Annotated in this window: 22 protein-coding genes; 6 read left to right on the top strand and 16 right to left on the bottom strand. The window is 70.2% G+C overall.

Going from position 1 to position 22,535, the window contains the following annotated elements; all coding sequences use genetic code 11:
- Nucleotides 1-20 precede the first annotated feature (20 nt).
- From cobA to purU, 4 genes are all read right to left on the bottom strand, one after another.
- Nucleotides 21-776 carry a uroporphyrinogen-III C-methyltransferase gene (gene cobA / locus NVS83_RS10905; protein WP_258739334.1) on the bottom strand — a complete coding sequence of 252 codons (756 nt, stop codon included), beginning with the start codon at nt 774-776 and terminating at the stop codon, nt 21-23.
- 226 nt (nt 777-1,002) lie between these two features.
- Complete coding sequence (locus tag NVS83_RS10900; protein WP_258739333.1) at nt 1,003-2,397, bottom strand: bifunctional folylpolyglutamate synthase/dihydrofolate synthase; 1,395 nt, start codon at nt 2,395-2,397, stop codon at nt 1,003-1,005.
- Between the two features lie 20 nt (nt 2,398-2,417).
- A complete protein-coding gene (locus tag NVS83_RS10895) occupies nt 2,418-3,317 on the bottom strand; it encodes a bifunctional 5,10-methylenetetrahydrofolate dehydrogenase/5,10-methenyltetrahydrofolate cyclohydrolase (protein ID WP_258739332.1) in 900 nt (299 codons plus the stop codon).
- A gap of 38 nt (nt 3,318-3,355) precedes the next feature.
- Entirely contained in the window at nt 3,356-4,219 is an 864-nt protein-coding gene (gene purU, locus NVS83_RS10890; protein WP_374115052.1) for a formyltetrahydrofolate deformylase, read from the bottom strand.
- A gap of 344 nt (nt 4,220-4,563) precedes the next feature.
- Between purU and NVS83_RS10885 the strand changes: the two genes are divergently transcribed.
- Together NVS83_RS10885 and NVS83_RS10880 are read left to right on the top strand one after the other, a co-directional pair.
- Nucleotides 4,564-5,496: a tetrahydromethanopterin S-methyltransferase subunit H family protein gene (locus NVS83_RS10885; RefSeq protein WP_258739330.1), complete on the top strand. Its 933-nt coding sequence runs from the start codon at nt 4,564-4,566 to the stop codon at nt 5,494-5,496.
- Complete coding sequence (locus NVS83_RS10880) at nt 5,493-6,644, top strand: uroporphyrinogen decarboxylase family protein (RefSeq protein ID WP_258739329.1); 1,152 nt, start codon at nt 5,493-5,495, stop codon at nt 6,642-6,644. The genes NVS83_RS10885 and NVS83_RS10880 overlap by 4 nt, the downstream gene beginning before the upstream one ends.
- 17 nt (nt 6,645-6,661) lie before the next feature.
- On the opposite strand, the gene cobD is transcribed toward NVS83_RS10880, so the two are convergent.
- The 8 genes from cobD to NVS83_RS10840 form a co-directional block, all read right to left on the bottom strand.
- Nucleotides 6,662-7,702 carry a threonine-phosphate decarboxylase CobD gene (gene cobD / locus NVS83_RS10875; protein ID WP_258739328.1) on the bottom strand — a complete coding sequence of 347 codons (1,041 nt, stop codon included), beginning with the start codon at nt 7,700-7,702 and terminating at the stop codon, nt 6,662-6,664.
- 12 nt (nt 7,703-7,714) lie between these two features.
- Nucleotides 7,715-8,005 carry a zinc ribbon domain-containing protein gene (locus tag NVS83_RS10870; protein ID WP_258739327.1) on the bottom strand — a complete coding sequence of 97 codons (291 nt, stop codon included), beginning with the start codon at nt 8,003-8,005 and terminating at the stop codon, nt 7,715-7,717.
- A 100-nt stretch (nt 8,006-8,105) separates the two neighbouring features.
- Nucleotides 8,106-9,938: an MtaA/CmuA family methyltransferase gene (locus NVS83_RS10865; protein WP_258739326.1), complete on the bottom strand. Its 1,833-nt coding sequence runs from the start codon at nt 9,936-9,938 to the stop codon at nt 8,106-8,108.
- Nucleotides 9,939-9,988: 50 nt separating this feature from the next.
- A complete protein-coding gene (locus NVS83_RS10860; protein ID WP_258739325.1) occupies nt 9,989-11,215 on the bottom strand; it encodes a uroporphyrinogen decarboxylase family protein in 1,227 nt (408 codons plus the stop codon).
- Nucleotides 11,216-11,263: 48 nt separating this feature from the next.
- Nucleotides 11,264-11,395, bottom strand: coding sequence for a hypothetical protein (locus NVS83_RS10855; protein WP_258739324.1), 132 nt, complete (start codon nt 11,393-11,395; stop codon nt 11,264-11,266).
- A 206-nt stretch (nt 11,396-11,601) separates the two neighbouring features.
- On the bottom strand, nt 11,602-12,651 hold the full coding sequence (cobT, locus tag NVS83_RS10850; RefSeq protein WP_258739323.1) for a nicotinate-nucleotide--dimethylbenzimidazole phosphoribosyltransferase: 1,050 nt from the start codon (nt 12,649-12,651) through the stop codon (nt 11,602-11,604).
- Nucleotides 12,652-12,661: 10 nt separating this feature from the next.
- Nucleotides 12,662-13,777, bottom strand: a complete 1,116-nt coding sequence (locus NVS83_RS10845; protein WP_258739322.1) for a ferredoxin--NADP reductase — start codon at nt 13,775-13,777, stop codon at nt 12,662-12,664.
- Between the two features lie 383 nt (nt 13,778-14,160).
- The gene (locus NVS83_RS10840) at nt 14,161-14,859 is read right to left on the bottom strand and encodes a MerR family transcriptional regulator (protein ID WP_258739321.1); all 699 of its coding nucleotides are present in this window, start codon (nt 14,857-14,859) and stop codon (nt 14,161-14,163) included.
- Between the two features lie 171 nt (nt 14,860-15,030).
- Here NVS83_RS10840 and NVS83_RS10835 point away from each other — a divergent pair, with 171 nt between their 5' ends.
- From NVS83_RS10835 to NVS83_RS10825, 3 genes are all read left to right on the top strand, one after another.
- Nucleotides 15,031-15,942 carry a methylenetetrahydrofolate reductase gene (locus tag NVS83_RS10835; RefSeq protein WP_258739320.1) on the top strand — a complete coding sequence of 304 codons (912 nt, stop codon included), beginning with the start codon at nt 15,031-15,033 and terminating at the stop codon, nt 15,940-15,942.
- A 365-nt stretch (nt 15,943-16,307) separates the two neighbouring features.
- A complete protein-coding gene (locus NVS83_RS10830) occupies nt 16,308-16,733 on the top strand; it encodes a DUF6496 domain-containing protein (RefSeq protein WP_258739319.1) in 426 nt (141 codons plus the stop codon).
- A gap of 23 nt (nt 16,734-16,756) precedes the next feature.
- On the top strand, nt 16,757-17,200 hold the full coding sequence (locus NVS83_RS10825; protein ID WP_258739318.1) for a PPC domain-containing DNA-binding protein: 444 nt from the start codon (nt 16,757-16,759) through the stop codon (nt 17,198-17,200).
- 42 nt (nt 17,201-17,242) lie between these two features.
- Here the strand turns inward: NVS83_RS10825 and NVS83_RS10820 are convergent, their stop codons facing one another.
- From NVS83_RS10820 to NVS83_RS10805, 4 genes are all read right to left on the bottom strand, one after another.
- Nucleotides 17,243-18,799 (bottom strand): MDR family MFS transporter, encoded by a 1,557-nt coding sequence (locus NVS83_RS10820; RefSeq protein WP_258739317.1) that lies wholly within the window; start codon nt 18,797-18,799, stop codon nt 17,243-17,245.
- A complete protein-coding gene (locus NVS83_RS10815; protein ID WP_258739316.1) occupies nt 18,792-20,066 on the bottom strand; it encodes an HlyD family secretion protein in 1,275 nt (424 codons plus the stop codon). Before NVS83_RS10815 ends, NVS83_RS10820 begins: the two co-directional genes overlap by 8 nt.
- On the bottom strand, nt 20,059-20,520 hold the full coding sequence (locus tag NVS83_RS10810) for a MarR family winged helix-turn-helix transcriptional regulator (protein WP_258739315.1): 462 nt from the start codon (nt 20,518-20,520) through the stop codon (nt 20,059-20,061). Before NVS83_RS10810 ends, NVS83_RS10815 begins: the two co-directional genes overlap by 8 nt.
- A 230-nt stretch (nt 20,521-20,750) precedes the next feature.
- The gene (locus NVS83_RS10805; RefSeq protein WP_258739314.1) at nt 20,751-21,467 is read right to left on the bottom strand and encodes an SDR family NAD(P)-dependent oxidoreductase; all 717 of its coding nucleotides are present in this window, start codon (nt 21,465-21,467) and stop codon (nt 20,751-20,753) included.
- 134 nt (nt 21,468-21,601) lie between these two features.
- On the opposite strand from NVS83_RS10805, the gene NVS83_RS10800 reads away from it, so the two are divergent.
- Complete coding sequence (locus NVS83_RS10800) at nt 21,602-22,522, top strand: LysR family transcriptional regulator (protein ID WP_258739746.1); 921 nt, start codon at nt 21,602-21,604, stop codon at nt 22,520-22,522.
- The last annotated feature ends 13 nt before the right edge of the window (nt 22,523-22,535 follow it).

Raw genomic sequence — 22,535 nt, 5'->3', positions numbered from 1 at the left:
CCGGCACGCCCCGCCGGGCATCACGGCACGGACGGGGCGAGCACCGAGCGAAGCGACACGATCGAGCCGACGGCGACGATGGCCGGCGTGGCGAGGTTTGCGCGCTGCACGTCCTCGACCAGCCGGCCGAGCGTGGTGACGAGCACGCGCTGGTCGGGCAGGCTCGCGCGGGCAACCGCCGCCGCCGGCGTGAGCGGCGCCATGCCCGCCCCGAGCAGGCCGCCGGCGATCTCCTCCAGCACCGCCATCGCCATGTAGAAGACGACGGGCAGGCGCGAATTGACGATGGCCTTCCAGTCGATCGCCATGCCCTCCGCGCTTGCCAGATGGCCGGTGAGGAAGATCACGCCGTGATTGGTCATCCGGCTCGTGAGCGGGATGCCGGCCGAGGCGAGGCCGCCGATGCCGGCGGTGATGCCTGAGACGACATGGAAGGCGATGCCCGCCTCGCCGAGTGCCATCGCTTCCTCGACGCCCCGGCCGAAGACGAACGGATCGCCGCCCTTCAGCCGCAGCACGCGCCGGCCCTCGCGCGCCAGCTCGATCAGCCGCCGCGTGATGTCGGGCTGCAGCGCCGACGGCCGGCCGCCGCGCTTGCCCGCGAACTCCCTCGTGGCGCCGGGCGCGGCCAGCGCCAGCACCGCCTCGGAGACCAGCGCGTCATGTACGATGACGTCGGCGCATTGCAACGCATGGATCGCCGCCACCGTCAGCAGCGCCGGGTCGCCGGGCCCCGACCCGACGAGCCAGACCGTGCCGGGCTCGAAGGTAGGCATATGCTGACGGAGCGGCCCGAGATCGATCAACGCACACCTCGCTATTCCAATGATAGCGCCCGATCCCGGCCGCCCCTCGCTAAGGGCCGGCAGGGATCGCTTCCCTCACCCCGGCCTGCCCTCCGGCTCGTCATGCCGGGCGCAGGCCACGGTCACCTTGTATTCATGCCGCCCGGAAATTCCAGCGCCGACAGGCGGTTCGCGAATGTCATTTCGTCGGGCGCCTTCAGCCGGTCGCCTGCCCGGCGCGGGCGAGCACTTCGCCGGCGAGGTAGAGCGAGCCCGAGACGACGATCCGGGCCGGGTTCCGGCCCGCCAGCCGGGCGGCGAGTTCCATCGCCTCGTCGAGCGAGCTGGCGGGCCGGCAGGCGATGCCGACATCGGCGGCACTCGCGCACAGCTCCTCGCAGGAGAAGGCCGGCCCCTCGGCAAAGGCGAGCGGCACGGCGACGGCCTGCTCGACGAGGCCGCGATAGGGGCGCAGGAAGCCGGCGGGGTTCTTGGTCGCCAGCATGCCGAAGACCAGCAGGTTGCGGCGCGGGCCGGCGGCGTCGAGGCGGGCGATCTCGGCGGCCACCGCCTGCGCCGCGCCGGGATTGTGCCCGCCATCGACGAGGAGGCTCGCCCCGCGCGCGAGCCGGACGCCGAAGCCGCCTTCCACGCGCTGCAGCCGGCCCGGCCAGCGCACCAGCGGCAAGGCGCGCGCCAACACCTCCCGCGACGGAGCGAGACCCGCAGCCTCCAGCGCGGCAATGGCGGCCGCGGCATTGTCGATCTGGTAGCGGCCCGCGAGGCCAGGCAGCGGCAGGTCCATGGTGCGGCCGTCGGCAACGTAGCTAAAGCCGCCGTTGCACGGTTCGGCGTCGAAGCCTGAACCGGCCGAGCGGAGCGGGGCGCCGATCTGCGCCGCCGCCCGCGCGATCGCACGCGCCGCCTCGCTGAAATCCTGCCGCGCCAGCACCGCCGGCACGCCGCGCCGGAAGATGCCGGCCTTCTCGAGCGCGATGGAGATGATGGTGCGGCCGAGAAAGGCCTGGTGATCGTAGGACAGCGAGGTAATGACCGTCGCCGCCGGTTCCGGCACCACATTGGTGGCGTCGCAGCGCCCGCCGAGCCCAGTCTCCAGCAGCACGACCTCGGCCGGCAGGCGCGCGAACAGCAGCAGAGCGGCGGCGGTCGTGCCCTCGAAGAAGGTCAGCGGCTGGCCGCCATTGACCTCCAGCACCTCGCCGAGCGCCTCCGCCAGCACCGCGTCCGCGACCGGCGCCGACCCGCCCGCGCCGGCGAGCCGGATGCGCTCGTTGAAGCGCACGAGATGGGGCGAGGTGTAGCTGTGCACGCGCCGGCCGCCCGCCTCCAGCAGCGTGCGCATGATGGCGAGCGTCGAGCCCTTCCCATTGGTCCCGGCAACGTGGATCACCGCCGGCAATCGGCGTTCCGGCCGGCCGAGATCGGCGAGCAGGCGGTCCATCCGTTCCAGGGAATAGTCGATGACGGCGCCATGCAGGCTGGTGAGATCGCCGAGCGCGCGGGTAACCTCGCGTCCCGCGTCCCGGTCCGCCGGGCGAAGCCGTCCGGTCCGGGCGTCCGGCGCCGGCGGGGGCGCGGCGGTCGTTTCCATCTCCCGGGCTCCGCGCGGGATCAGGCGGATGCCAGCGCCAGCGAGCCGGCGCTCTGTGCGAAAATGTTCTCGGCGCAGTGCAGCGTGTTCTCCATCAGCGCCGCGACCGTCATCGGGCCGACCCCGCCCGGCACCGGCGTGATGGCGCCGGCGATGGGGGCCACCTCGTCGAAGGCGACGTCGCCGCGGATGACCGAACCTTCCGGCGTCGCCACGCGGTTGATGCCGACATCGATCACCACCGCGCCCGGCTTCACCCAGTCGCCGCGCACCAGCCCCGCCCGGCCGACCGCGACCAGCAGGATGTCGGCCTCTCGGCAATGGCCGGGCACGTCGCGGCTTTCCCGGTGCACCACGGTGACCGAGCAGCCGGCATTGAGCAGCACCTGGGAGGCCGGGCGGCCGACGATGGTCGAGCGCCCGACCACCACCGCATTCAACCCGGTCAGGTCGGCACGTACGGTCTCGATCAGCCGCAGGCAGCCGAGCGGGGTGCAGGGCACCAGCCCGGCCTTCTGACCGGTGGCGAGCAGGCCGGCATTCAGCGGGTGGAATCCGTCGACATCCTTGGCCGGGTTGATGTGGTTCAGCACCCGCTCGGCCGAGATCTGCGGCGGCAGCGGAAGCTGGACCAGAATGCCGTCGACCGCCGGGTCCTCGTTGAGCTCGTCGAGCAGCCGCAGCACCGCGGCCTCGCTGGTGTCCGCCGGCAGGTGGTGCTTGAAGGAGGCCAGCCCCGCCTCCGCCGCCCGCCGGGTCTTGGCGCCGACATAGACGGCGCTCGCCGGGTCCTCGCCGATCAGCACCACCGCGAGCCCCGGCCGCCGGCCGGCACGCTGCGCGAAGAGGGCCGCCCGGCTGTTCACGCCTTCCACGAGGCGGGTAGCTTCCGCCTTCCCGTCGATGATCCTGGCCGTCATGTGTGTGCAACCTTCTTGAGAAGCGGACGAAGTCGCGGTCAGTCCGGGAAAACGACGGTGCGGTGGCCGTTGAGCAGCACGCGGTCGGTCACGTGGTAGCGCACCGCCCGGGCCAGCACGCGACGCTCGATGTCGCGACCCTTGCGGACCAGGTTTTCCGGTGAATCGTAGTGGCTGATGCGCTCGACATCCTGCTCGATGATCGGCCCCTCATCGAGGTCGTCGGTCACGTAGTGAGCGGTGGCGCCGATCAGCTTCACGCCGCGCTCATGCGCCTGGTGATAGGGCTTGGCGCCCTTGAAGCCGGGCAGGAAGGAGTGGTGGATGTTGATGCACCGCCGCGCCAGCCCCGCCGACAGCTCGGCCGAGAGCACCTGCATGTAGCGGGCGAGGACGACGAGGTCGGCGCCGGTCTCCTCGACCAGTTCGAGGATGCGTTGCTCCTGCGCGGGCTTGGTCTCCTTCGTCACCGGCAGGTGGTGGAACGGCAGGCCGCCGAAGTCGATGTGGCGGTAGTTCTCCGCCCCGTGGTTGCTGACGACTGCGGTGATGTCGATCGGCAATTCGCCGATGCGCGCGCGGTAGATCAGGTCGACCAGGCAGTGGTCGAACTTCGAGACCAGGATCAGCACCTTCTTGTGCTCGCCCTGCCGCGTCAGGCTCCACTGCATCGCGAACGGGTCGGCGATTGGCTCGAAGGCGGCGCGCAGCCGCGCGGGCTCGATCTGCCCGCCGGCGCCGGCGAACACGACCCGCATGAAGAAACGCTTCTCGGTCGGGTCCTCGAACTGCTGCGCCTCGACGATGGTGCACCCCGCATGCAGCAGGAAATGCGAGACCGCCGCCACGATGCCGGGACGGTCGGGGCAGGCGAGCTTCAGGATAAAGGCGGATGTCTCCACGGCGGGCTCCTCCATGCGACGCCGATCCGTCGGTGGCGTCGCTTATTCATTTTATTACGTTAACGTATGATTTGTTGCGTGCCGCTTTGTCAAGCACCTTGCCGGCACAAGGCATTGTAGAGCCAAACCGCGTGCGCTACGGCCGGAGCTGGCCGGAGGTGACTGTTGACTTGAAAGGAAGATAATCTAACGTTCACGTCATAATCGTCGTGCGCTCAACGCCCGACAGGAAACAGCACAGCGTCGCTCTTCGCCGCCCGCAAAGCCCGGGACGGCAGCGGGACCGACCCGGCGCCGGGCGCGCCGGCGGCGGCCCGGGGCACGCGAGAGGGAGGAAGGAACGCATGGCCGAGCTTCACGAGATCAACCTGGGCAAGGTCACCATCGGCGGCCCTCTCGGCGGGCGGACCGGCATGCTGGTCGGCTCGATCTTCTACGACAAGCATTCCATCGTCACCGACGCCTTCGCCGGCACGTTCGACGAGGAGCGCGCCGCCAAGCTGATTCAGCGGGTGAACGACACCCACCGCACCTACGGCATGCAGATGGCGTTCGACGTCATCGCCGCCTCGGAGGAGGCGATGGACCGCTTCCTGCGCTTCGTCGCTGCCCGCACCGACCTGCCGATGCTGATCAACGCCACCGAGGGCGAAGCGCGGGTGCAGGGGCTGAAGACCGCCGCCGAGATCGGCTGCCTCGACCGCTGCATCTTCGCCTCGCTCAACGAGGACACCGAGCCGTTCGAGATCGACGCGCTGAAGGAGCACAAGCCCGGCGCGGTGATGATCCTCGCCTATGACGTCGCCGACCCGACGCCCGAAGGCACCGTCAACATGATCGAGAACACCTTCCGCCCCTGGCTCGACGAGATCGGCGTGACCGCGCCCATCGTCGATTGCGGCGTGATGGACCCGCCCTCGATCGGCATCACCAACCGCGCCATCAAGCTGGTGCGCGAGACCTTCGGCTATCCCGCCGGCGGCGCCGTGGCGAACTGCTTCCCGCAATGGACCGGGCTGAAGTCGCTCGGCAAGGAGTTCGTCAACCTCTCACTCGGCGCCAGCCTGCTGTCGATCCGCTTCCATGGCGGGGATTTCCTGCATTACGGGCTGATCGAGCGCACCGTGCCGGCGGCCCATGCGGTGGCGAGCGGCGAGGTGTTCCTCGGCTTCGCGGCGCAGGAGCTCGACGGCCAGAAGCTGCCGAGCCCGCACCCGGTGCTCTCCATGTTCAAGCTGGCCTCGCCGAGCGCGCCGCCGGCCGCCGCCGCGGAATGACGCCCCGGGCGCGGCTGGCCGCCCTGCTCGCGGGGCGGCAGGTCGACCGGCTGCTGGTCGATGTCGGCACCTCGACCCTCACCGCGCTACGCCCGGGCGAACGCCCGGTGCCCGGCGGCGGCGGGGCCTATGGCGATCCGGTCATGCACCTGCCGCTGCTCTCGCCGGCCGAGCTCGACGCGCTCGGCGCGCAGACCCGCCGCGTCGGCCCGGCCTTTGCGGGCGCCGCGATCGACCCGGACAAGGACGGCTTCACGGACCGCGACGGCGTGTCGTGGATCTGGGCCGATGGCGAGCCGGCCCCGCTCGACCATCCGCTCGCCGGGGCGGGCATCGGCGCCATCGCCCGCGCGCCGCGTGCACCCCTTCCTCCCCTCGCCGGCACCGGGCTTCTGGCCGATCCCGCGCGCGAGCAGGTCGTCGTTGCCGACGTCCCCTCGCCGGGGCTGATCGACACCGCCTTCCGCCTGCGCGGCTATTACGAACTGCTCGACGACACCGCCGAGCGCTGGCCGGTCGCCAATGCGGTGTTCGACCGCGCCGCCGACCTGATCGCGCGCGACTACCGGCAGATGCTTTCCGCGCTGCCGGGCGCGCCCGACCTCATCGTCTATGGCGACGACCTCGCGCACCGGACCGGCCTCTATCTGTCCGGTGAGCGGTTCGGCTTCTTCCTGCGCCCGCGCATGGCGCGCCTCTTCTCGGTCATCCGCACCGCCTGCCCCGCCCCTCTCCTGTTCCATTCCTGCGGCGCGATCCGGCCGATCCTCGACCAAATCCTCGCGCTCGGCGTGCGGGTGCTGAACTTCGAGCCGGAAGCGTCGGGCATGGCGATCGCCGACGTGCGCGCGGCGGCCGGGCCGGACATCGTGTTCCACGGCGTGCTGGACTTTCCCGGCCTCGCCGCCGCGCTGCGCCGGCAGGACCGGGGCCGGCTGATGGCGACGCTCGACGACATCGTTGCCGGCTGGCCGATGATCGCCGCCCCGCGCGACAACATCCCCGCGCAGTGCCCGCACGCCGACATCCGGCTCGCCACTGCCTTTCTCGAAACGCTGGACGTGCCGCGTCTGCTCGCCGGGGACCGTGCCGGCGTGCTCGATGAGGCGCTCGACGAGGCGCTCGCCGCGATGCTGTTGCCGGAATGAAATCGTAGCGTCGGCCGTCAGCCGCGCAGCGCCGTCTCCAGCCGCCGCCAGTCCGCCTCGGGACCCGGCAGGCCGAAGCGCAGCCATTCCGGCCGTTCGTCGAAGCGCCGGACGAGGATGCCGGCCCGGCCGAGCCGTTCGAACCAGCCGGCGGCGTCGGGACTGCGCACCAGCCGGAACAGGCTCGTGCCGCCGACAGCGTCGAGCTCGGCGCGTTCCAGCAGGCGGTCGAGACGCGCGGCGGCTGCCTCCAGCCGGGCGATCTCCGCCTCCATCCAATCGCGGTCGGCCAGCGCGGCAGTGCCGATCGCCAGCGCCGGCCCGGAGACCGGCCAGGCGCCGAGCCGGGCCCGGATCTGCCCGGCGGTCGCGGGATCGCTGATGGCGAAGCTCAGCCTAAGCCCTGCCAGCCCGTAGGCCTTGCCGAAGGAGCGCAGCACGATGGTGCCGGGCGGCAGCCTTGGGGCGAGGCTCTGCGAGGGCCGCACCACATCCATGAACGCCTCGTCGACAATGAGCCGCCCGCCGCGCGCGGCGAGGCTCTCTCCAACCTCCCGCAACGCCGCGGCATCGGTGAGCCGCCCGTCCGGGTTGTTCGGGTTCACCACCAGCGCGACCTCGGTGCCGGGCGCGGCGAGCTCGTCCACATTCTCGACGATCCGCACCTCGGCCCCCGCCGCCCGCCAGCAGGCGGGGTGCTCCTGGTAGCCGAAGCCGAGGATCGCGACCCGCCGTGCCGGCAGGAGCTGCGGCAGCAATTGCAGCAGCGGCTGCGTGCCGCTCGCCGCGACGAGGCCGCGCGGGTCGGGGGCGCCATAGGCGGCGGCCGCGCTCGCCTCGAGCCGCTCGATCTCCGCCGGCTCGGGCAGCCGCGTCCAGGCGCTCGCCGGAAGGTTCAGCGTCTCCATCGGATAGGCGAGCGGATTGATGCCGGTCGAAAGGTCGATCCATGGCCCGGCCGCGTCGGGAAAGAGCCGGCGCGCAGCGGACAGGTTGCCGCCATGGGCAACCGCCGGGCCGGACCATACGCTGCGGGGACGATCAGCCTTGATGTTCAAGAGGGTACCTTCTCACTCGGCCGGCGAGGGCCGGGAGACCAGCGGGTTGGGCCGGGTCAGTCTGACGGCATTGCACCGGCAGGCATAGCTGTGCCCGCACGACCGGGCATCCGCGCCCGCCTCCGCCCCGTCCTCCACCGCGGTGGCGGAGAAGCCCTGCACGCGCACCGACAGCACCGGGGCGACGCGCATCGTGCCGCCGCAGGCGAGGCAGATCAGCTCCAGCTCGCGCGAGCGCTCATAGTCGACGAGGACGTCGCGCGCGGCGTCGCACTCGCCGCAGCGGAATTCATAGGCCGGCATGGCTGCCTCCCTTCTCTGGCCCTCGCGCGAGGATAGCGGCGCGACGGCAGGACGGCGACGCCGCGGCCCGGCGGACCGGAACCGCGGCGGTCCCTATCCATCACGCGGCGACACGGTGCTCAAGATACTCCTTCACCAGGCTCACCGCCGCATTCGCGTCGAGCCCGTAGCGCACGCCGAACTTGTCGGCGATGCCGCGATTGGCCGCCGCCCCGCCCATCATCAGCAGGTACTTGTCGTCCTTGCCCTGGGATTTCAGCATCTCCACCACCTTCTCGACATAGACGGTGGAGGAGTTGGTCATCACCGACATGCCGATCGCCACCGCGCTTTCGCGCTCGGCGGTGTCGATGAACTGTTCCGGCTTCACGTTCTTGCCGAGGTCGATGACCTTGTAGCCATTCGCCTTCAGCATCAGGCAGACGAGGTTCTTGCCGATGTCCTGCGTGTTCCCGCGCACGAGGCCGACCACGATGGTGCCGCTCGGCCCGCCGGAATTGCCGGAGGATTCCAGCAGCGGGGTCAGCAGCGGCATGGCGGCGTCCATCGTCTTGGCCGCCTTCAGCATGTCGGTGACGAAGCGCTCGTTGCGCTCATACATGTCGCCGACGATCTTCATGCCGAGCGAGAGCCCGTCGAACACGATCTTCTGCGCCGAGATGCCCCGGTCGAGGCCGACCTGAACCCACTCCTTCGCCTTCTCGGCGTCGTAGTCCATGATCGCCTCGACGAGCTTCTCGTAGACCTCGTCCTCCGGCGTCTTCTCGCCCCTGTGCTCCTTCGCCGCCTCGACCTTCTCGTCGCCCGCCACCGAGGAGCTGCGCTTGCCGATGTGCTTGGGATGGCCGGCGATATAGACGCTGGAGAGGTCGCCGAGGGCGGCGATGTCCATCGGATAGCGGATCTCCGCGCATTGCTGGATCATGGCGTGGAGGTTCTCGTCCGGAATGGTCCAGTCGATGTCGCAGCCCGGCATGCAGATGAAGCCGCCATTGTAGCCGACCTCGGCCGCGAGCTTCTTGACCTCGTTGCGCACGTCCTCCGGCGAGCCGTGCATCAGGGTGGAGAAGGGGGAGAGCGTGCCCATCAGCGAGATCTGCCCGCCGATGGCGCGCTTGGCGTGGTCCATGCCCGGATACATGTCGCCGTTGAAGTTCAGGCAGCCATTCTCGGCGATGTCGCGCCAGATCGGCTGGGTGAAGGTGCAGGTATGGGTGAAGCCGATGCCGCCGATCTCCTGAATATAGGCGAACAGGCGCTTCTGGAACGGCAGCCCGTGCTTGCGATAGACGTCGGGAGGCAGAATGTCGGAGGAATTGAACGGGTCGAGGATGTTGCACACGTCGATCCCGGCCTCGAACATCATCCGGCAGACGTTCTTGACGATGTCGAGCGCGAGCTCGGTGACCTCCAGCGCATAGTCCGGATCGTCGCTGAGATATTGCAGGAACTCGGAGGATCCGGTCATGAGCTGGGCGGTGGTGATCGGCCCGCCGACCGGGGTCGGGATCACATGCGTGTCCTTCAGCCCCAGCTTCACCATGGTCCGCGCTTCCCTCTGGATCTCCAGCACGCGGGCGGAAGGCTGGAAGCCCTCCCGTTCATATTTCTCCTTGAAGCGGTAGAACGCCTCGCGGGTCGGGGTGGGGTGCTTCACCAGCGAGGGCTGGGCGTAGGGGAGATAGTCGAGTTCGCAGCCCTCGACGCATTCCACCGGGGTGAACAGATCGGTGCCGGCGATGATGACGTCGCCGCCGAACTTGGCCAGCGCCTTGGCCTTCGCATGCGCGGAGGCCTCGCCGTCGCGCAGCGCCTCGTCGACCGTGATGCCCCCCTCGCGGATGCCGCGCGCCATGAGCAGCGGCACGCAGGGCACCTGGTCGGGAAGATCGGTCATCGTCACCGCCGCGAACATACGCTCGCGGCTCGTCATCCTGCCACCTGCTCCAGCCATAGCGTCTTCCTCCGTTGTTGGTTGTGATCTCAGATCGGATCGGTTCCGGCCCGCGCGCGCGCCCCGCCTTCGGGCGGGCGGGCGCGGTGAGGACGGGCCGGTGCCGGGACGGCGGGGCGTGCCAGCCGGTCGGGCGAGACGCCGGGAAGCGCACCTTCGCGCGCCAGCAGCCGCACCCGCTCCACGGCGCGCTCGATCGGCGCGCGCACCGGGCCGAACCGCGCGAGGTCGCCCAGTTCATCGGGCGCGAGTGCGGCGAGGAACGCCGCGCCGCAGGCGGCATCGGCAAGCTCGCCCTCGGCCATCGGCCCGCCGGGCGCGGCGATGACCGGCATCGCCTCGGCGAGCTCGCAGGCCAGCAGCGCGGTACCGCGCAGATCCCCCCTCGCGACGCAGGCGCCGAGCGCGACCAGATCCGCCGTGCCGTGCAGCACCACCTCGCGCCCGACCGCACCGCGCACCCGCTCGGCCACCATGCCGCGCGCGCGGTGGTCGATCCCGATCACCTCGACGCCGAGATCGGCGATCAGCGGCAGCAGCGGCAGCGTCGCCCCGCGCAGCATGATGCCGATACGCGGGGCGCCGAGCCCGCGAAGGACGTCGACCACGCCGGCAAGGCGCGGCAGCACGAACCGCCGGAACTCGGACTCGGAGAAGAACGGCGCCTGGTCGGTGCCGACGACGTCCTGATAGAGGACGAGATCGGGCGCGCGCGGCAGCCGCCGCAGGAGCTCGGCATAATGCTGGCGGGCGCAGGCCGCGCCCCAGTCGAGCAACGCCGAGGCGAGCGCCGGCTCGTCGATGAAGATTTCGAGGAAACGCCAGGAGCCGACGAGCGCGAGCGCGGTGCCGACCACCCCGGGCGTCGGCGCGTCGAGCACCGTGTTCATGCCGGCCGCGTCGGCGAACTGAAGATCGGGTGGCAGCGGCGGGAAGGGATGGGCGGCGACGTCCGAGAGGCCCGCCTCGGCCAGCGGATGCTCGACCGGCGAAGGACCCGCCGAGCTCATCCGCCAGCTCACGCCCAGTTCGTCCTTGAAGCCCTTCGCGCCGCCGGCGGGAGGCGGCCTCAGCACGCCGCAACGGACGAAATCGCTGCCACGGGCGCGGGCGACATCGCCCGCGAGCGGCATCACCGCCTCGATCGCGTCGATGAACGGGCCGGCCCGGTCCGCGCCGGCGGGATCGACCCGCAGGCCGCTACGGGCGGTGCAGCCGATCTCGACCGGAATGCTCCGCTCGAGCCAGTCGGCCATCGGATATCGGGGCAGGAATGCTTCCATCGGCCCGGCTCCGCCTTGCGCTCAGTGCCGTGACGGGGCGCTGCGATGGGCAAACGGGCGCGGCGGGGTGGCCTGCGGCGAGGACGGACGGGTGCGGGCGGCCTTCACCCGATCGGCATGCCGATCCTCGATGGCCTGCATCATGGCGTGCATCGCGTTTCCTCCGGGCCCAGAGCCGGTCGGGGATCCGCTAGGGGTCGGACTTGCGGTCCTTCCCTGGCATGGGCCCCATCCGCCGTTTGCGGCGGCATTTTCATTATCGAACGTATGATGGAGATATTTAAAGCTGCAAGTCAACCGCCCGGGCTGGCGTATAGCCGAGCGAGCCAGACACGGGCGCATATAGGGGCGCGGGGCGCTCACGATCCGGCCCCGCTTTCCCGGCTGACAGCCGCGGACTCGAAGGTCGCCATGCCGCAATGCGTCGCCACCGCCGCCTTCGCCACCGCGACGGCGAGCGCGGCGCCGGAGCCTTCGCCGAGGCGCATGTCGAGGCTGAGCAGCGGACGCTTGCCGATCGCCCGCACCGCGCGCTCATGCGCCGGTTCGGCTGACAGGTGCCCGACGAGGCAATGGTCGATGGCGCCCGGCGCCATGCGGTGCACGACCGCTGCCGCAGAGGTGGCGACGAAGCCGTCGACCAGTACCGGCACGCGACGGTGCCGCGCGGCGAGGATGGCGCCGGCCATGGCCGCGATCTCGCGCCCGCCGAGCTGGCGCAGCGCCTCGAGGGGCGGCATCTCGCCCGGCCCGCTCGCCTGCCTCGCCCGCCGCGCCGCCGCATCGACCACCTCGACCTTGGCCTGCAGGGCCGGCCCCTGCACGCCGGTCCCCGGCCCCACCCATGCCGCCGCCTCGCCGCCGAACAGGGCGTGGAAGAGCGCCGCCGCGGCGGTGGTGTTGCCGATGCCCATCTCGCCGATGCAGAGCAGGTCGATCTCGTCGTCGAGGGTCTGCGCGCCGCATTCCATCGCCTGCGCGCATTGCTCCTCGCTCATCGCGCTCGTGAGCGTGAAGTCCTGCGTCGGGCGGGCGAGGTCCAGCGGCACCACCTTGAGAGCGAGGCCGAAGGCGCGGGCGAGCTGGTTGATGGCGGCTCCGCCGGCACTGAAATTCGCCACCATCTGCACCGTCACCTCGGCGGGATAGGCGGAAACCCCGCGTGCGGCCACGCCGTGATTGCCGGCAAAGATGGCGACCAGCACGCGGTCGGCGGCGGGCATCTCGCGGCCCTGCCAGGCGGCCAGCCATTCGGCGATTTCCTCGAGCCGGCCGAGCGAGCCGGGCGGCTTGGTCAGGTTGGCCTGACGGGCGCGCACGGCGCGTGCCGCCGCCTCGTCCGGCCCCGGCGCGGTCTTCGCGAGCCGGGCGAAGCGCTCGAGGCCGGGCGCCGTGATGGCCTGGTCCATCGTGGCGGCCTCAGACATCCTCGAACGACACGCGCACCCGCGCGCCCTCCGCCTTGCTGAGGCAGGCAAGCGCGATGCCCTCGCCCAGATCCTCCGGCGTGAGGCCGATCAGCTCGTGCCGGCGCATCCGCACCGCACCTTGCTCGACCCGGCACATGCAGGACAGGCACGTGCCCTCCTGGCAGGAGAACGGCGCGTCGATCTCCGCCCGCTGCAGGGCGGCAAGGATGGTCTCGCCCGGCTGCGGGACGATCGAGTGCTCCTCGCCGTCGATCGCCACGGTGAGTTCGGTCTGCGGCGCGGCGGCGACCGGCGCATCCTCGGCCGTGCCTTCGGGGAGGATGCGCACCGTGGTCTCGTCGTCCAGCGCGTCGGCGGACACCGCCTCGGCAGTCGCGAAGCTCTCGCGCCTTATGTCGCGCGGGGCGAGGCCGCGCTGCTCCAGCGCTTCGGCGACGGCGGCCATGAAGGATTCCGGCCCGCACAGATAGGCAATCTCGGGAAGCCCGCCGGCATCGCGCGGGCCGAGCAGGCGCTCGATCGCGTCGGCGACCAGGCGGCCGCTCTCGCCGGTCCAGCCCGGCGCAGGGCGGGAGAGCACATGGACGAGGCGCAGCCGCTCGCCATGGGCGGCGGCGAGCGCGTCAAGCTCGGAGCGGAAGATGATGCCGCTCTCGCAGCGGCTGGCATAGACCAGCGTGACCCTGTCGCCGCGCTCCCGGCCGAGCAGCCATTTGAGGATGGAATAGAGCGGGGAGATGCCGCTGCCCGCCGCGAACAGCAGGTAGTGGCGCGCCGGCCCGGCATTCTCGTCGAAGAAGCGGCCCTGCGGCTCGGAGACCTCCAGCCGGTCGCCGCGCTGCACCTGCTCGACCAGGAACGGCGACAGCGCGCCGCTCTCGACCCTCTTGATGGTGAGCTGGAAGTGCGGGTCGACCTGCGGCGCCGAGCTCAGCGAATAGCTGCGCTCGACCGGCGCCCCGTCGACCACGGCGCGCACATGCACGAACTGGCCGGGGCTGTAGGCGAAATCGTCGGCCACCTCGGCCGGCAGCTCAAAGCGGAGCGAGCAGGTGTCGTCCGCCTCATGGATCTTCTCGACGACCACCAGATTGTAGCGAGTCATCTCATTCCTCCCGTCAACGGCCAGTATCTGGCGCATTTTTTACAACGTTAACGTCGGATTTTTGAGATCGTCAATAGGCTCGCTGCGGCCGTGCCTGCCGGTCGCGTCCGATTTCGCCGGCCGGGCATGGGTCGGCAATGGCGCAAGCGCGCCGTCGGCTGGCGGCCGGTCGGGTCGGTCTCGATGGGGGTGAGACGGGGGTGGACGGGGGTGGACGGGGGACGCGCGAAACGGAGGATTTGTGAGAGGTGGCCGGTGCGCCGCCGTCCCTTCCCGCTGCTACACGGAGGCAAATGAGCGGAAGCCCCCCCGGCCCGACCGGCCGCCCGGGCCACGGGCGCGTCAGCCCGCGGCGGCCCGCCCGATCCGCGGGCGACCCCGGCTCAGTCCGCGGCCGCGGTGGTCTTGCGCTGGCGCTCGCCCAGATTCCGCCGGCCCGGACGGCGCTTGGGCTGCGGCCCCTCCGGCTCGGCGGGCACCGGCTGGACGGACACCGGCTCGGCGAGGCCGGGCTCCGCGTCGGCGACGTCCGGGAAGCTCGCCTCCATGCATTTGGTCGGCGGCTCGCCGGGATTTGACGGCGGCAGGTTGGGACGGTCCGGGTCCCAGGTCAGCCACATGAGTTGCGACTGGTCCATCTGGACCTCGCAGGGGCATTTCGGGCAGGTGCGCCGGGTCGGGCGGTTGGGGCAGTCCCAGCACATGCGGATCATGAGGCGGCCGCGCTCGAGGTCCTGCTTCATGAATTCGAGGTGGCGGATCTGGCGCGAAATGTCCTCGACCAGCCCGTCGAGGATGCCGCACAGCTTGCGGCCGGATTCGTCGCCCGTCTGCGCATTGGGGCGGGTGGTCGCGAGGTCGCGGATCGTCTTCAGCGGCACGCCGAGGCAGGAGAGCTTGTAGGCGACCTCGAACCGCTTGATGTCGGCGTCCGAATACATGCGCGTCCCGCGCGCCGTCTTCATCGGCGACAGGATGCCCTGCTCCTCGTAATAGAGCAGCGTGCGCGGCGTGGTGCCGAAGATGTCGGCCACCTCGCCCACCTTCTTCAGGCCGCTGCGTCGGGCTGTCTTGACGTCCATAAAATCCAACCGTCGTTTCGCTCTTTTCAAGCCTACCGCGTCCGGGACGAGACCTCAACGCCTTGCCCGGCAAGGCCAGTCCGCCCGTCGAACGACGCGCTTGACAGCACAAAATCCAACTTTAACGTAAGAAATAATAACGGAAACGCCAGAGCCCAAGGGGCAAACTCCATGCAATTCAGCTCTGCCGAGCGCGATCGCGCGCATGCGGATGAAACGGTCGGCCGCCCGGACCACGCGCTCGCCCTCGCCGCGCTGGCGCAACGCTTCTCGATCGAGGTCTCGCCGAAGGAGGCATTGCGCGGGGCCGCCGAGCTCGACGTGCCGGCGGGAACGCGCACCTTCGTTACCCGCCTTCCGAAGGGAAGCTTCGAGGAGACGCTGGCGGCGGCGAGCGCGCTGAAGCGGGCCGGGCTCGATCCCGTCCCCCACGTCACGGCGCGGACCATTCCCGACGCGCCGACGCTGGAGGCCTGGCTGACGCGCTTCGTGCGCGAGGCCGGCGTGCGCGAGATCCTGCTGATCGCGGGTTCCAACGAGCAGCCGGCCGGCGCCTTCGCCGAGACGGCGGACGTGCTGCGCACCGGCATCGTCGAGGCGTCGGGGCTGCAGGCGGTGAACTTCGCCGGCCATCCCGAAGGGCATCCCAGCGCCGACGCCGCCGAGCTGCAGCGCGCGCTCGACCTGAAGAACGAATTCGCCGCCCGCACCGGCCTGCCCTGCGCGCTGGTCACGCAGTTCTTCTTCGACGCCGCGCCGGTGATCGCCTGGGAAAAGCGGCTGCGCCAGCAGGGCAACAGCCTGCCGGTCGATCCCGGCCTGCACGGGGTCACGGGCGTGCCCAGCCTGCTCAAGCATGCGCTGGCCTGCGGCATCGGCGCCTCGATCAAGGCGCTGTCATCGCATTCGGGCGGCATGCTCCAGTTCGCGCAGATCCGCACGCCCGACGCGCTGGCACGGGCCATCGCCGAGGCGCGGGCCAGCGACCCCGACAGCCTGTTCCGCGGCTTCCACCTGTTTCCGCTCGGCGGCCTCGCCCGCACGGTGAGCTGGATCAGGCAGCTTCGCGGCGATGCCGGCTAGGAGCCGCGCCCGACGAACATGTCCGCCCCCGCGCGCAGCTGCGCCGGAGCGGACGGAAGGACACATCGGCGAAAGCCCGATGCACCCTGATTCCGGCCTGCCGGAATCCGCCATGTGGGGACATGGTCGGTATTAGCGCGGCTTCGGCCGCGCTCTTTTTTTGCGGCACCGTCCTGCGATCTCCCCGCCGGCCGGAACATCCCCCGCCATGCCCGGTTAGCCTTCCGGCGGTGCCATTGGCGCGCGGCACGGGCGAGAGGCGGACGCGGCCATCATCACCCGTCCGCAGCGCGTAGCCGGAGCGGCATCCCGTCGCGCCGGAACCGCCATTCATCCAGGGGGTGCATTCGAGCAAGGAGGTTTCCATGCCGAAACAGTCCGAAGCCCAGAGAGAGACCGTCGAGCGCGTCATGCACGAATACAAGCAGGGCGAGCTGAAGATTCGTGGCAGCGGCCCCAAGGTGAAGAGCCGCCGGCAGGCGATCGCGATCGCGCTGAACGAGGCCGGCGCCACCAACCAGAAAAGCCCGGCCGAGAACCGGCGGAACCTGCGCCGCACCAAGGGCAAGGAGCGTCGCGGCGAGACCGCCGAGGCCGAGGCCGAGGGCAAGGCGGCGCAGGAGCACACCCTGCACGGCACCGCGCGCCGAAGCCGCTCCTCCGGGGGAAGCCGCGCCTCCGCGCGGGGAGGCGAGAGCAAGAGCGACCTCTACGCGGAAGCCCGGCGCCGAAACGTCCCCGGCCGCTCGAAGATGTCGAAGGGCGAGCTTGAACGCGCCCTCGGCCACTGAAACACGCCACGCGGAGAAGCCCCATGAAGGCCAGGCAGGTTTCCGGCGATGCGGACGAGCGCCGCTTCATCCTCGTGCTCGATCAGCAGGAGGAGGCGTTCGCCGCCATCAACGAGTTTGCGAAACGCGAGAAGATCCTCGGCGGCTCGCTGACCGCGCTCGGCGCGTTCAGCCGGGCGACGGTCGGCTGGTTCGACTTCGACACCCGCACCTATCGGCGCATCGCCGTGGACGAGCAGTGCGAGGTGCTGAGCGCGGTCGGCGACATCGCCGAGGGCGACGATGGCGGGCCGAGCGCGCATATCCACGCCGTGCTCGGCCTGTCGGACGGCTCGACGCGCGGAGGGCATTTTCTCGAGGGCATCGTCCACCCCACGCTTGAGGTGATGCTGGTCGAGACGCCCGCCCATCTGCGCCGGCGCAAGCGGCCGGAGCTCGGCATCGCGCTGATCGACCTGTCCGTCTAGAAGCGTTGGCGTGAGGCTATAGACGGGACGCTCCGCGCGGGCTCACTCCATCACGACGGCGTGGTCCGTCGGCGCGGGACTGGCCGGGCGGCGCAGCAGCAGCACCAGCGGCATCGCCACCAGCGTGAGCAGCATCATGAACTTGAAGTCGTCGATATAGGCGATGATCGTCGCCTGGTGGGTGATGATCTCGTCGAGCGCCGCGCGCCCGCTCGCCAGCAGCGGGTTGAGATTGTCGTGCACGGCCGGGTCGTCGAAGGCGCGGTTGAACGGCGTCACATAGGCGCCGATGTTCTCGTGGTTGATCTGCACATTGTCCGACAGCAGCGCCGTGACATAGGCGATGCCCGCGCTGGAGCCGATGTTGCGCGAGAGGTTGTAGAGCCCGGTGCCGTCGCCGCGCATATGCGCGGGCAGGGTCGAGAAGGCGACCGTGGTGAGCGGCACGAACAGGAAGCCGAGCCCCGCTCCCTGCACGAACCCGACCCAAACGATGGTCCATTGTGAGACGTCGGGCGTCCAGCCGGTCATCTCATACATCGCCCAGGCGGTCAGCCCGAGGCCGAGCGACAGCAGGATGCGGGTGTCGACGCGCCCGATAAGCCGCCCGACGATAAACATGCAGACCATGGTGCCGAGGCCGCGCGGCCCCATGACGATGCCCGCCGTCATCACCGGATAGCCCATCAGCGTCTGCAGATAGGGCGTCATCAGCGCCAGCGAGGCGAGGTAAGTGACGCCGACGATGAAGATGAAGAACATGCTCACCGCGAAGTTCCGGTCGAGGAACATGCGCGGATTGACGAAGCTCGACTGCGGCGGCGCGGTGAAGGTGTGGACCAGGAACAGGTAGGTCGCCGACGCGCAGACCAGCGCCCAGATCATGATCTCGCCGGAGGCGAACCAGTCGAGCTGCTCGCCGCGGTCGAGGAAGAGCTGGAGCGCGCCGATGGCGACGCTGAGCGTGCCGAAGCCGAGCCAGTCCAGCCGGGCCTGCATGTTCGCCTTGGTCTCGGTGACGAAGGCGACGATGCCGGCAAAGGCGAGGATGCCGATCGGCAGGTTGATGTAGAACACCCAGCGCCAGCTCAGGTTTTCGGTCAGCCAGCCGCCCATGACGGGGCCGAGCACCGGGCCGACCATGACCGAGACGCCGAACAGCGCCATCGCCGACCCGCGCTCCTCATGGGTGTAGATGTCGAGCAATATGCCCTGCGACAGCGGGACAAGCGCGGCGCCGAACAGGCCCTGCAACAGGCGGAAGCCGACGATCTCCAGCAGCGACTGGGCGATGCCGCACAGGATCGAGGCGACCACGAAGCCGGCGATCGCGGTCAGCAGCACGCGCTTGCGGCCGAACCGGTTCGACAGGAAGCCGGAGGGCGGGGTCATGATTGCCGCCGCGACGATGTAGGAGGTCAGCACCCAGTTGATCTGGTCGGCGCTCGCCGACACGCTGCCCTGGATATAGGGCAGCGCGACATTGGCGATCGTCGTGTCGAGCGCCTGCATGATCACGGCGAGGATGACGCAGGCCGTGATCGCGCCCCGGTTGGCGACAGGCGCGTCCGCTCCGCCCGCCGAGGCGGCGTCAGCCATTGGGGCGCCCCTCGCGCGGGCCGCTCGCCGCGGCCGCCGGCTTGATGTTCTGGAAATAGCCCGCGAGGTCGGAGACGAGAGTGGGAATGCCGCGGGCGTGGCCGGTATCGACCGAGACCGTCGCGCTCATGCCGACGCGCAGGTCCGGCTTGCCGTCGAGATCGTCGAACCGCACGATCATGGGGATGCGCTGCACCACCTTGACCCAGTTGCCGGTGGTGTTCTGGGCCGGCAGCAGCGAGAAGCTGGAGCCGGAGGCGGGGCTGATGCTCTCCACCCGGCCGTGCCATTCGACATCGGGATAGGTGTCGACGCTCACCGTCACCCGCTGGCCCGGCTTCACATAGGTGAGCTCGGTCTCCTTCGGGCTCGCGGTCACCCAGACGTTCGAGGTCGACACCAGGCTGAAGGCCTGCTGGGCGGCGTCGAGATAGGCGCCGACCTGCATCGAGGGCACGTTGGTCACGATGCCGTCGAAGGGCGCGCGCAGCACCGTCTCCTTCAGGTCGCGCTCGGCCTTGTCGACCGCGGACTTCGCCTGCAGGTAGGTCGGGTAGGCCTCGACCGGCTTGCCGGCATCGCCGCCGAGCTGGGCGAGGGTCGCGGCGGCCTGCGCCTTCGCCACCTCGACCTTCTGCTCGGCGCTGTCGAGATTCTGCTTCGCCTGGTCGTAGGCGGCCTTGGAGGCGGCGGCGCTCGCGACGAGGTCCTTCTGCCGCTCGAACGCCTTCTGGTAGAAGGGAATGTCCGCCTCCGCCTGGGCGATCTCGGCCACCATCTGCTTGTACTGCGCCTTCAACGCCAGGATCTGGTTGCGCGCCATGCCGAGCTGCGCCCGCGCGCCCTCAAGCGCGATCTCGAACGGCTCCTGCTCGAGCTGGAGCAGCACCTGTCCCTTCTTGACGAGCTCGTTGTTGCGCACGTCGATCGAATGCACGATGCCGGCGACGTCGGAGGTGATGCCGACCGTGTCGGCCTGCACATAGGCGTTGTCGGTTGAAACCACCTGTCCGCCGGTCACGTACCAGTAGCCGCCGGCCACCAGCAGCACCGGCAGCAGCAGGAACAGGATGCGGCGCACGGCCGAGCGGCGCGGCTTTGCCGGCGCACCGGCTGCCGGGCCGGCAGCGGCCGAGGCGCCCGCGCGCGGCTCGTTGGTGCGCGGCTCGTCGGCGCTCGGTTCGTCGGGCTCCACCGGCGCATCGATCCGGTCTTCCACCGGCGCCGCCGGGTCGGCGGGTCGCTCGGTGAGCGATGTGTCAGCCATTCAAAGCTTCCTCGTCATTCGTCTGGGCGCAGGCCGCGACAAGATTGGACTTCATCATCGACAGGGCCTCCACCAGGCACCGGCGCTTCTCGGCCGACAGACCCTCGAGCGCATCGTGCCGCGTCGCGTCGCCGACTACGTGCATCTGCTCGATCAGGGGCCGGGCCCCCTCGCGCAGATAAAGCAGCCAGACCCGCCGGTCGGTCGGATGGGCGCGCCGCTCGATCAGCCCGCGCTGCTCGAGCTTGTCGACGACACGCCCCAGCGTGATCGGCTCGACCTCCAGCATGTCCGCGAGGCAGCCCTGCTGGATGCCTTCGTTCCGGCTCAGATAGGCAAGCGTCTGCCACTGCGTCCGGGTCAGGCCGGACTCCTTCGCCCGCTGCTCGAAACGCTTGCGCAACAGACGCGCGACGTCGTGGAGCAGGAAGCCCAACGTCGGTTCATTGTCCATGGCTGGAAGCACCCATATGATAAGCACCCTTATAATATGGGCACAACCGTCTCGCAATCCATTCCCGCGAACGGCGAAGCGGCTTGTAAAATGGTCGGCAAGCACCAGCAGGACGCTGCAATGCTGACCGAATTGCGGCCGGCAGGCACCTTCCGTATGGCTGGCGAGCTTCTGCAGGCCCCGCTATGTCGTTGCGCTATCGGGCGGCGGAGGCTGCACGGTGCGGCGCGTCACCAGGGCACGGTCCGGCCGAGATAATCGAGATATTCCAGGCCCGGCCGTTCCCTCTTGGCGAGCAGCACGTTTACGAGGTTCGGAATGCTGTCCCCGATCGAGAGCGGCGCCGAGGCACCGCCCAGTTCGGTACGGATCCAGCCCGGCGCCATCAGCGCCATCGCGCGCGGCGGCACGGCCTCGCGGGCGGCGAAGCTGCGCATGAACATGTTCAGCGCCGCCTTGCTGCCGCGATAGACCTCGCGCAGGCCCTTCACATTGTTGGCAACGCTGCCCTGCCCGGAGGACATCGCGCCGATCAGCCCGTCCGCCGGCACGAGATCCTGCAGCGCCTCGATCGCGCGCATCGGGCTGAGCGCGTTGGTGACCATGACGCGGACGAACTCCTCCGTGCTGACCTCGCCGATGCGGACATGCTCCTCATGCGTGGTGGTGCCGGCATTGACGAACAGCATGTCGAGCACCCGGCCCGACAGGCGGGTACGCAGCGCGGCGATCTGGCCCGGCTCGTTGATGTCGAGGGTCTCGATCTCCACCCGCCTCTCGTTCTCATCGGCCAGATCGTGCAGCAGGGTGCGGGCGCCGCCACGGACGGTGCCGATGACGTGCCAGCCCTTCGTCACGAACTCGGCCGCCATCGCATGGCCGAGGCCGCGCGACGCGCCGATGATGAAGATGGTGGGAGAAGGAGCGGTGACGGGGGAGAGGGACATGGCCTCGATCCTTTCACTGACAGGGTTCGCGGCCGATATGAGCGGCGGCTGATAGATGCACCAGACGCACGCACTGCAATAAACAATTGCGTCCGGCGCTATGCCTCGGCGCGCAGGCGCGCTACCACTGGGCGATGCAGGACGTCGACCTGAACCTCCTCGTCGCGCTCGACGCGCTGCTCGCCGAGCGCAGCGTGACGCGGGCGGCCCGCCGGCTCGGCCTCAGCCCGTCCGCCATGAGCCGCACGCTGGCGCGGCTCCGCCGCGTGACCGGCGACCCGCTGCTGGTGCAGGCCGGCCGCGTGCTCGTTCCCACTCCCTATGCGGACGAGCTGGGCGGGCGGGTTCACGCCCTTGCCCGCGACGCACTGGCGGTGCTGCGCCCGGCCGGTAGCGCCCTCGACCTCGCCTCGCTGGAACGGACCTTTACCCTGCGCGCCGGCGAAGGCTTCGTCGAGCTCGTCGCCGCCCCGCTGGCGGCGCAGATCGCCGGCGCGGCACCGCATGTGCGCCTGCGCTTCGTGCCGAAGCCCGACAATGACGCCGAGCCGCTGCGCGACGGGCGGATCGACCTGGAGATCGGGGTGCTGGGCACCTCGGCGCCGGAGCTGCGCACCCAACTCCTGTTCCGCGACGGCTTCGTCGGCGTCGCCCGGCTCGGCCATCCGCTTCTCGCCGCCCCGGTGACGGCCGAGCGCTACGCCGCCTGCCGCCACGTGGTGGCCTCTCGCCGCGGGGAGTTCGCCGGCCCGGTCGACGAAGCGCTCGCGCAGGCGGGACTGCGCCGCACCGCGATGCTGGTCGTTCCCGGCTATCCCGAGGCGATGCGCGTGGTGCGCCATTCGGATTTGGTGGCGCTGGTGCCGCGCTCGTGCCTCGGCAACGCGCTCACCGGCGATCACGCCGCGCTTCTCGGCCTCGGCAGCTTCGAGCTGCCGGTGCGCACGCCCGCGTTCAACATTTCCGCCATCTGGCATCCTCGCCTCGATGCCGAGCCGGCCCAGCGCTGGCTCCGCGCCACCGTCGCGGCGGTCTGCCGCGAGGCCTATCCTTGAGCGCCGGCGGGCC

It is taken from the genome of Ancylobacter mangrovi (assembly GCF_024752335.1).
Taxonomy (GTDB): domain Bacteria; phylum Pseudomonadota; class Alphaproteobacteria; order Rhizobiales; family Xanthobacteraceae; genus Ancylobacter; species Ancylobacter mangrovi.
Note: the sequence above shows the minus strand (reverse complement) of the source record. Positions and strands in the feature narration are given on the sequence as shown.

Bases quoted from the DNA above. Each gene is read 5' to 3' on its own strand.
- cobT (WP_258739323.1), bottom strand. From the start codon at position 12,651: ATGGACCAGGCCATCACGGCGCCCGGCCTCGAGCGCTTCGCCCGGCTC.
- NVS83_RS10830 (WP_258739319.1), top strand. From the start codon at position 16,308: ATGCCGAAACAGTCCGAAGCCCAGAGAGAGACCGTCGAGCGCGTCATG.
- NVS83_RS10805 (WP_258739314.1), bottom strand. From the start codon at position 21,467: ATGTCCCTCTCCCCCGTCACCGCTCCTTCTCCCACCATCTTCATCATC.
- NVS83_RS10820 (WP_258739317.1), bottom strand. From the start codon at position 18,799: ATGGCTGACGCCGCCTCGGCGGGCGGAGCGGACGCGCCTGTCGCCAAC.
- NVS83_RS10855 (WP_258739324.1), bottom strand. From the start codon at position 11,395: ATGCACGCCATGATGCAGGCCATCGAGGATCGGCATGCCGATCGGGTG.
- cobA (WP_258739334.1), bottom strand. From the start codon at position 776: ATGCCTACCTTCGAGCCCGGCACGGTCTGGCTCGTCGGGTCGGGGCCC.
- NVS83_RS10845 (WP_258739322.1), bottom strand. From the start codon at position 13,777: ATGACTCGCTACAATCTGGTGGTCGTCGAGAAGATCCATGAGGCGGAC.
- NVS83_RS10860 (WP_258739325.1), bottom strand. From the start codon at position 11,215: ATGGCCGACTGGCTCGAGCGGAGCATTCCGGTCGAGATCGGCTGCACC.
- NVS83_RS10865 (WP_258739326.1), bottom strand. From the start codon at position 9,938: ATGACGAGCCGCGAGCGTATGTTCGCGGCGGTGACGATGACCGATCTT.
- NVS83_RS10800 (WP_258739746.1), top strand. From the start codon at position 21,602: ATGCAGGACGTCGACCTGAACCTCCTCGTCGCGCTCGACGCGCTGCTC.
- NVS83_RS10835 (WP_258739320.1), top strand. From the start codon at position 15,031: ATGCAATTCAGCTCTGCCGAGCGCGATCGCGCGCATGCGGATGAAACG.
- NVS83_RS10815 (WP_258739316.1), bottom strand. From the start codon at position 20,066: ATGGCTGACACATCGCTCACCGAGCGACCCGCCGACCCGGCGGCGCCG.
- NVS83_RS10840 (WP_258739321.1), bottom strand. From the start codon at position 14,859: ATGGACGTCAAGACAGCCCGACGCAGCGGCCTGAAGAAGGTGGGCGAG.
- NVS83_RS10870 (WP_258739327.1), bottom strand. From the start codon at position 8,005: ATGCCGGCCTATGAATTCCGCTGCGGCGAGTGCGACGCCGCGCGCGAC.
- NVS83_RS10825 (WP_258739318.1), top strand. From the start codon at position 16,757: ATGAAGGCCAGGCAGGTTTCCGGCGATGCGGACGAGCGCCGCTTCATC.
- NVS83_RS10880 (WP_258739329.1), top strand. From the start codon at position 5,493: ATGACGCCCCGGGCGCGGCTGGCCGCCCTGCTCGCGGGGCGGCAGGTC.
- NVS83_RS10895 (WP_258739332.1), bottom strand. From the start codon at position 3,317: ATGACGGCCAGGATCATCGACGGGAAGGCGGAAGCTACCCGCCTCGTG.
- NVS83_RS10810 (WP_258739315.1), bottom strand. From the start codon at position 20,520: ATGGACAATGAACCGACGTTGGGCTTCCTGCTCCACGACGTCGCGCGT.
- NVS83_RS10885 (WP_258739330.1), top strand. From the start codon at position 4,564: ATGGCCGAGCTTCACGAGATCAACCTGGGCAAGGTCACCATCGGCGGC.
- NVS83_RS10900 (WP_258739333.1), bottom strand. From the start codon at position 2,397: ATGGAAACGACCGCCGCGCCCCCGCCGGCGCCGGACGCCCGGACCGGA.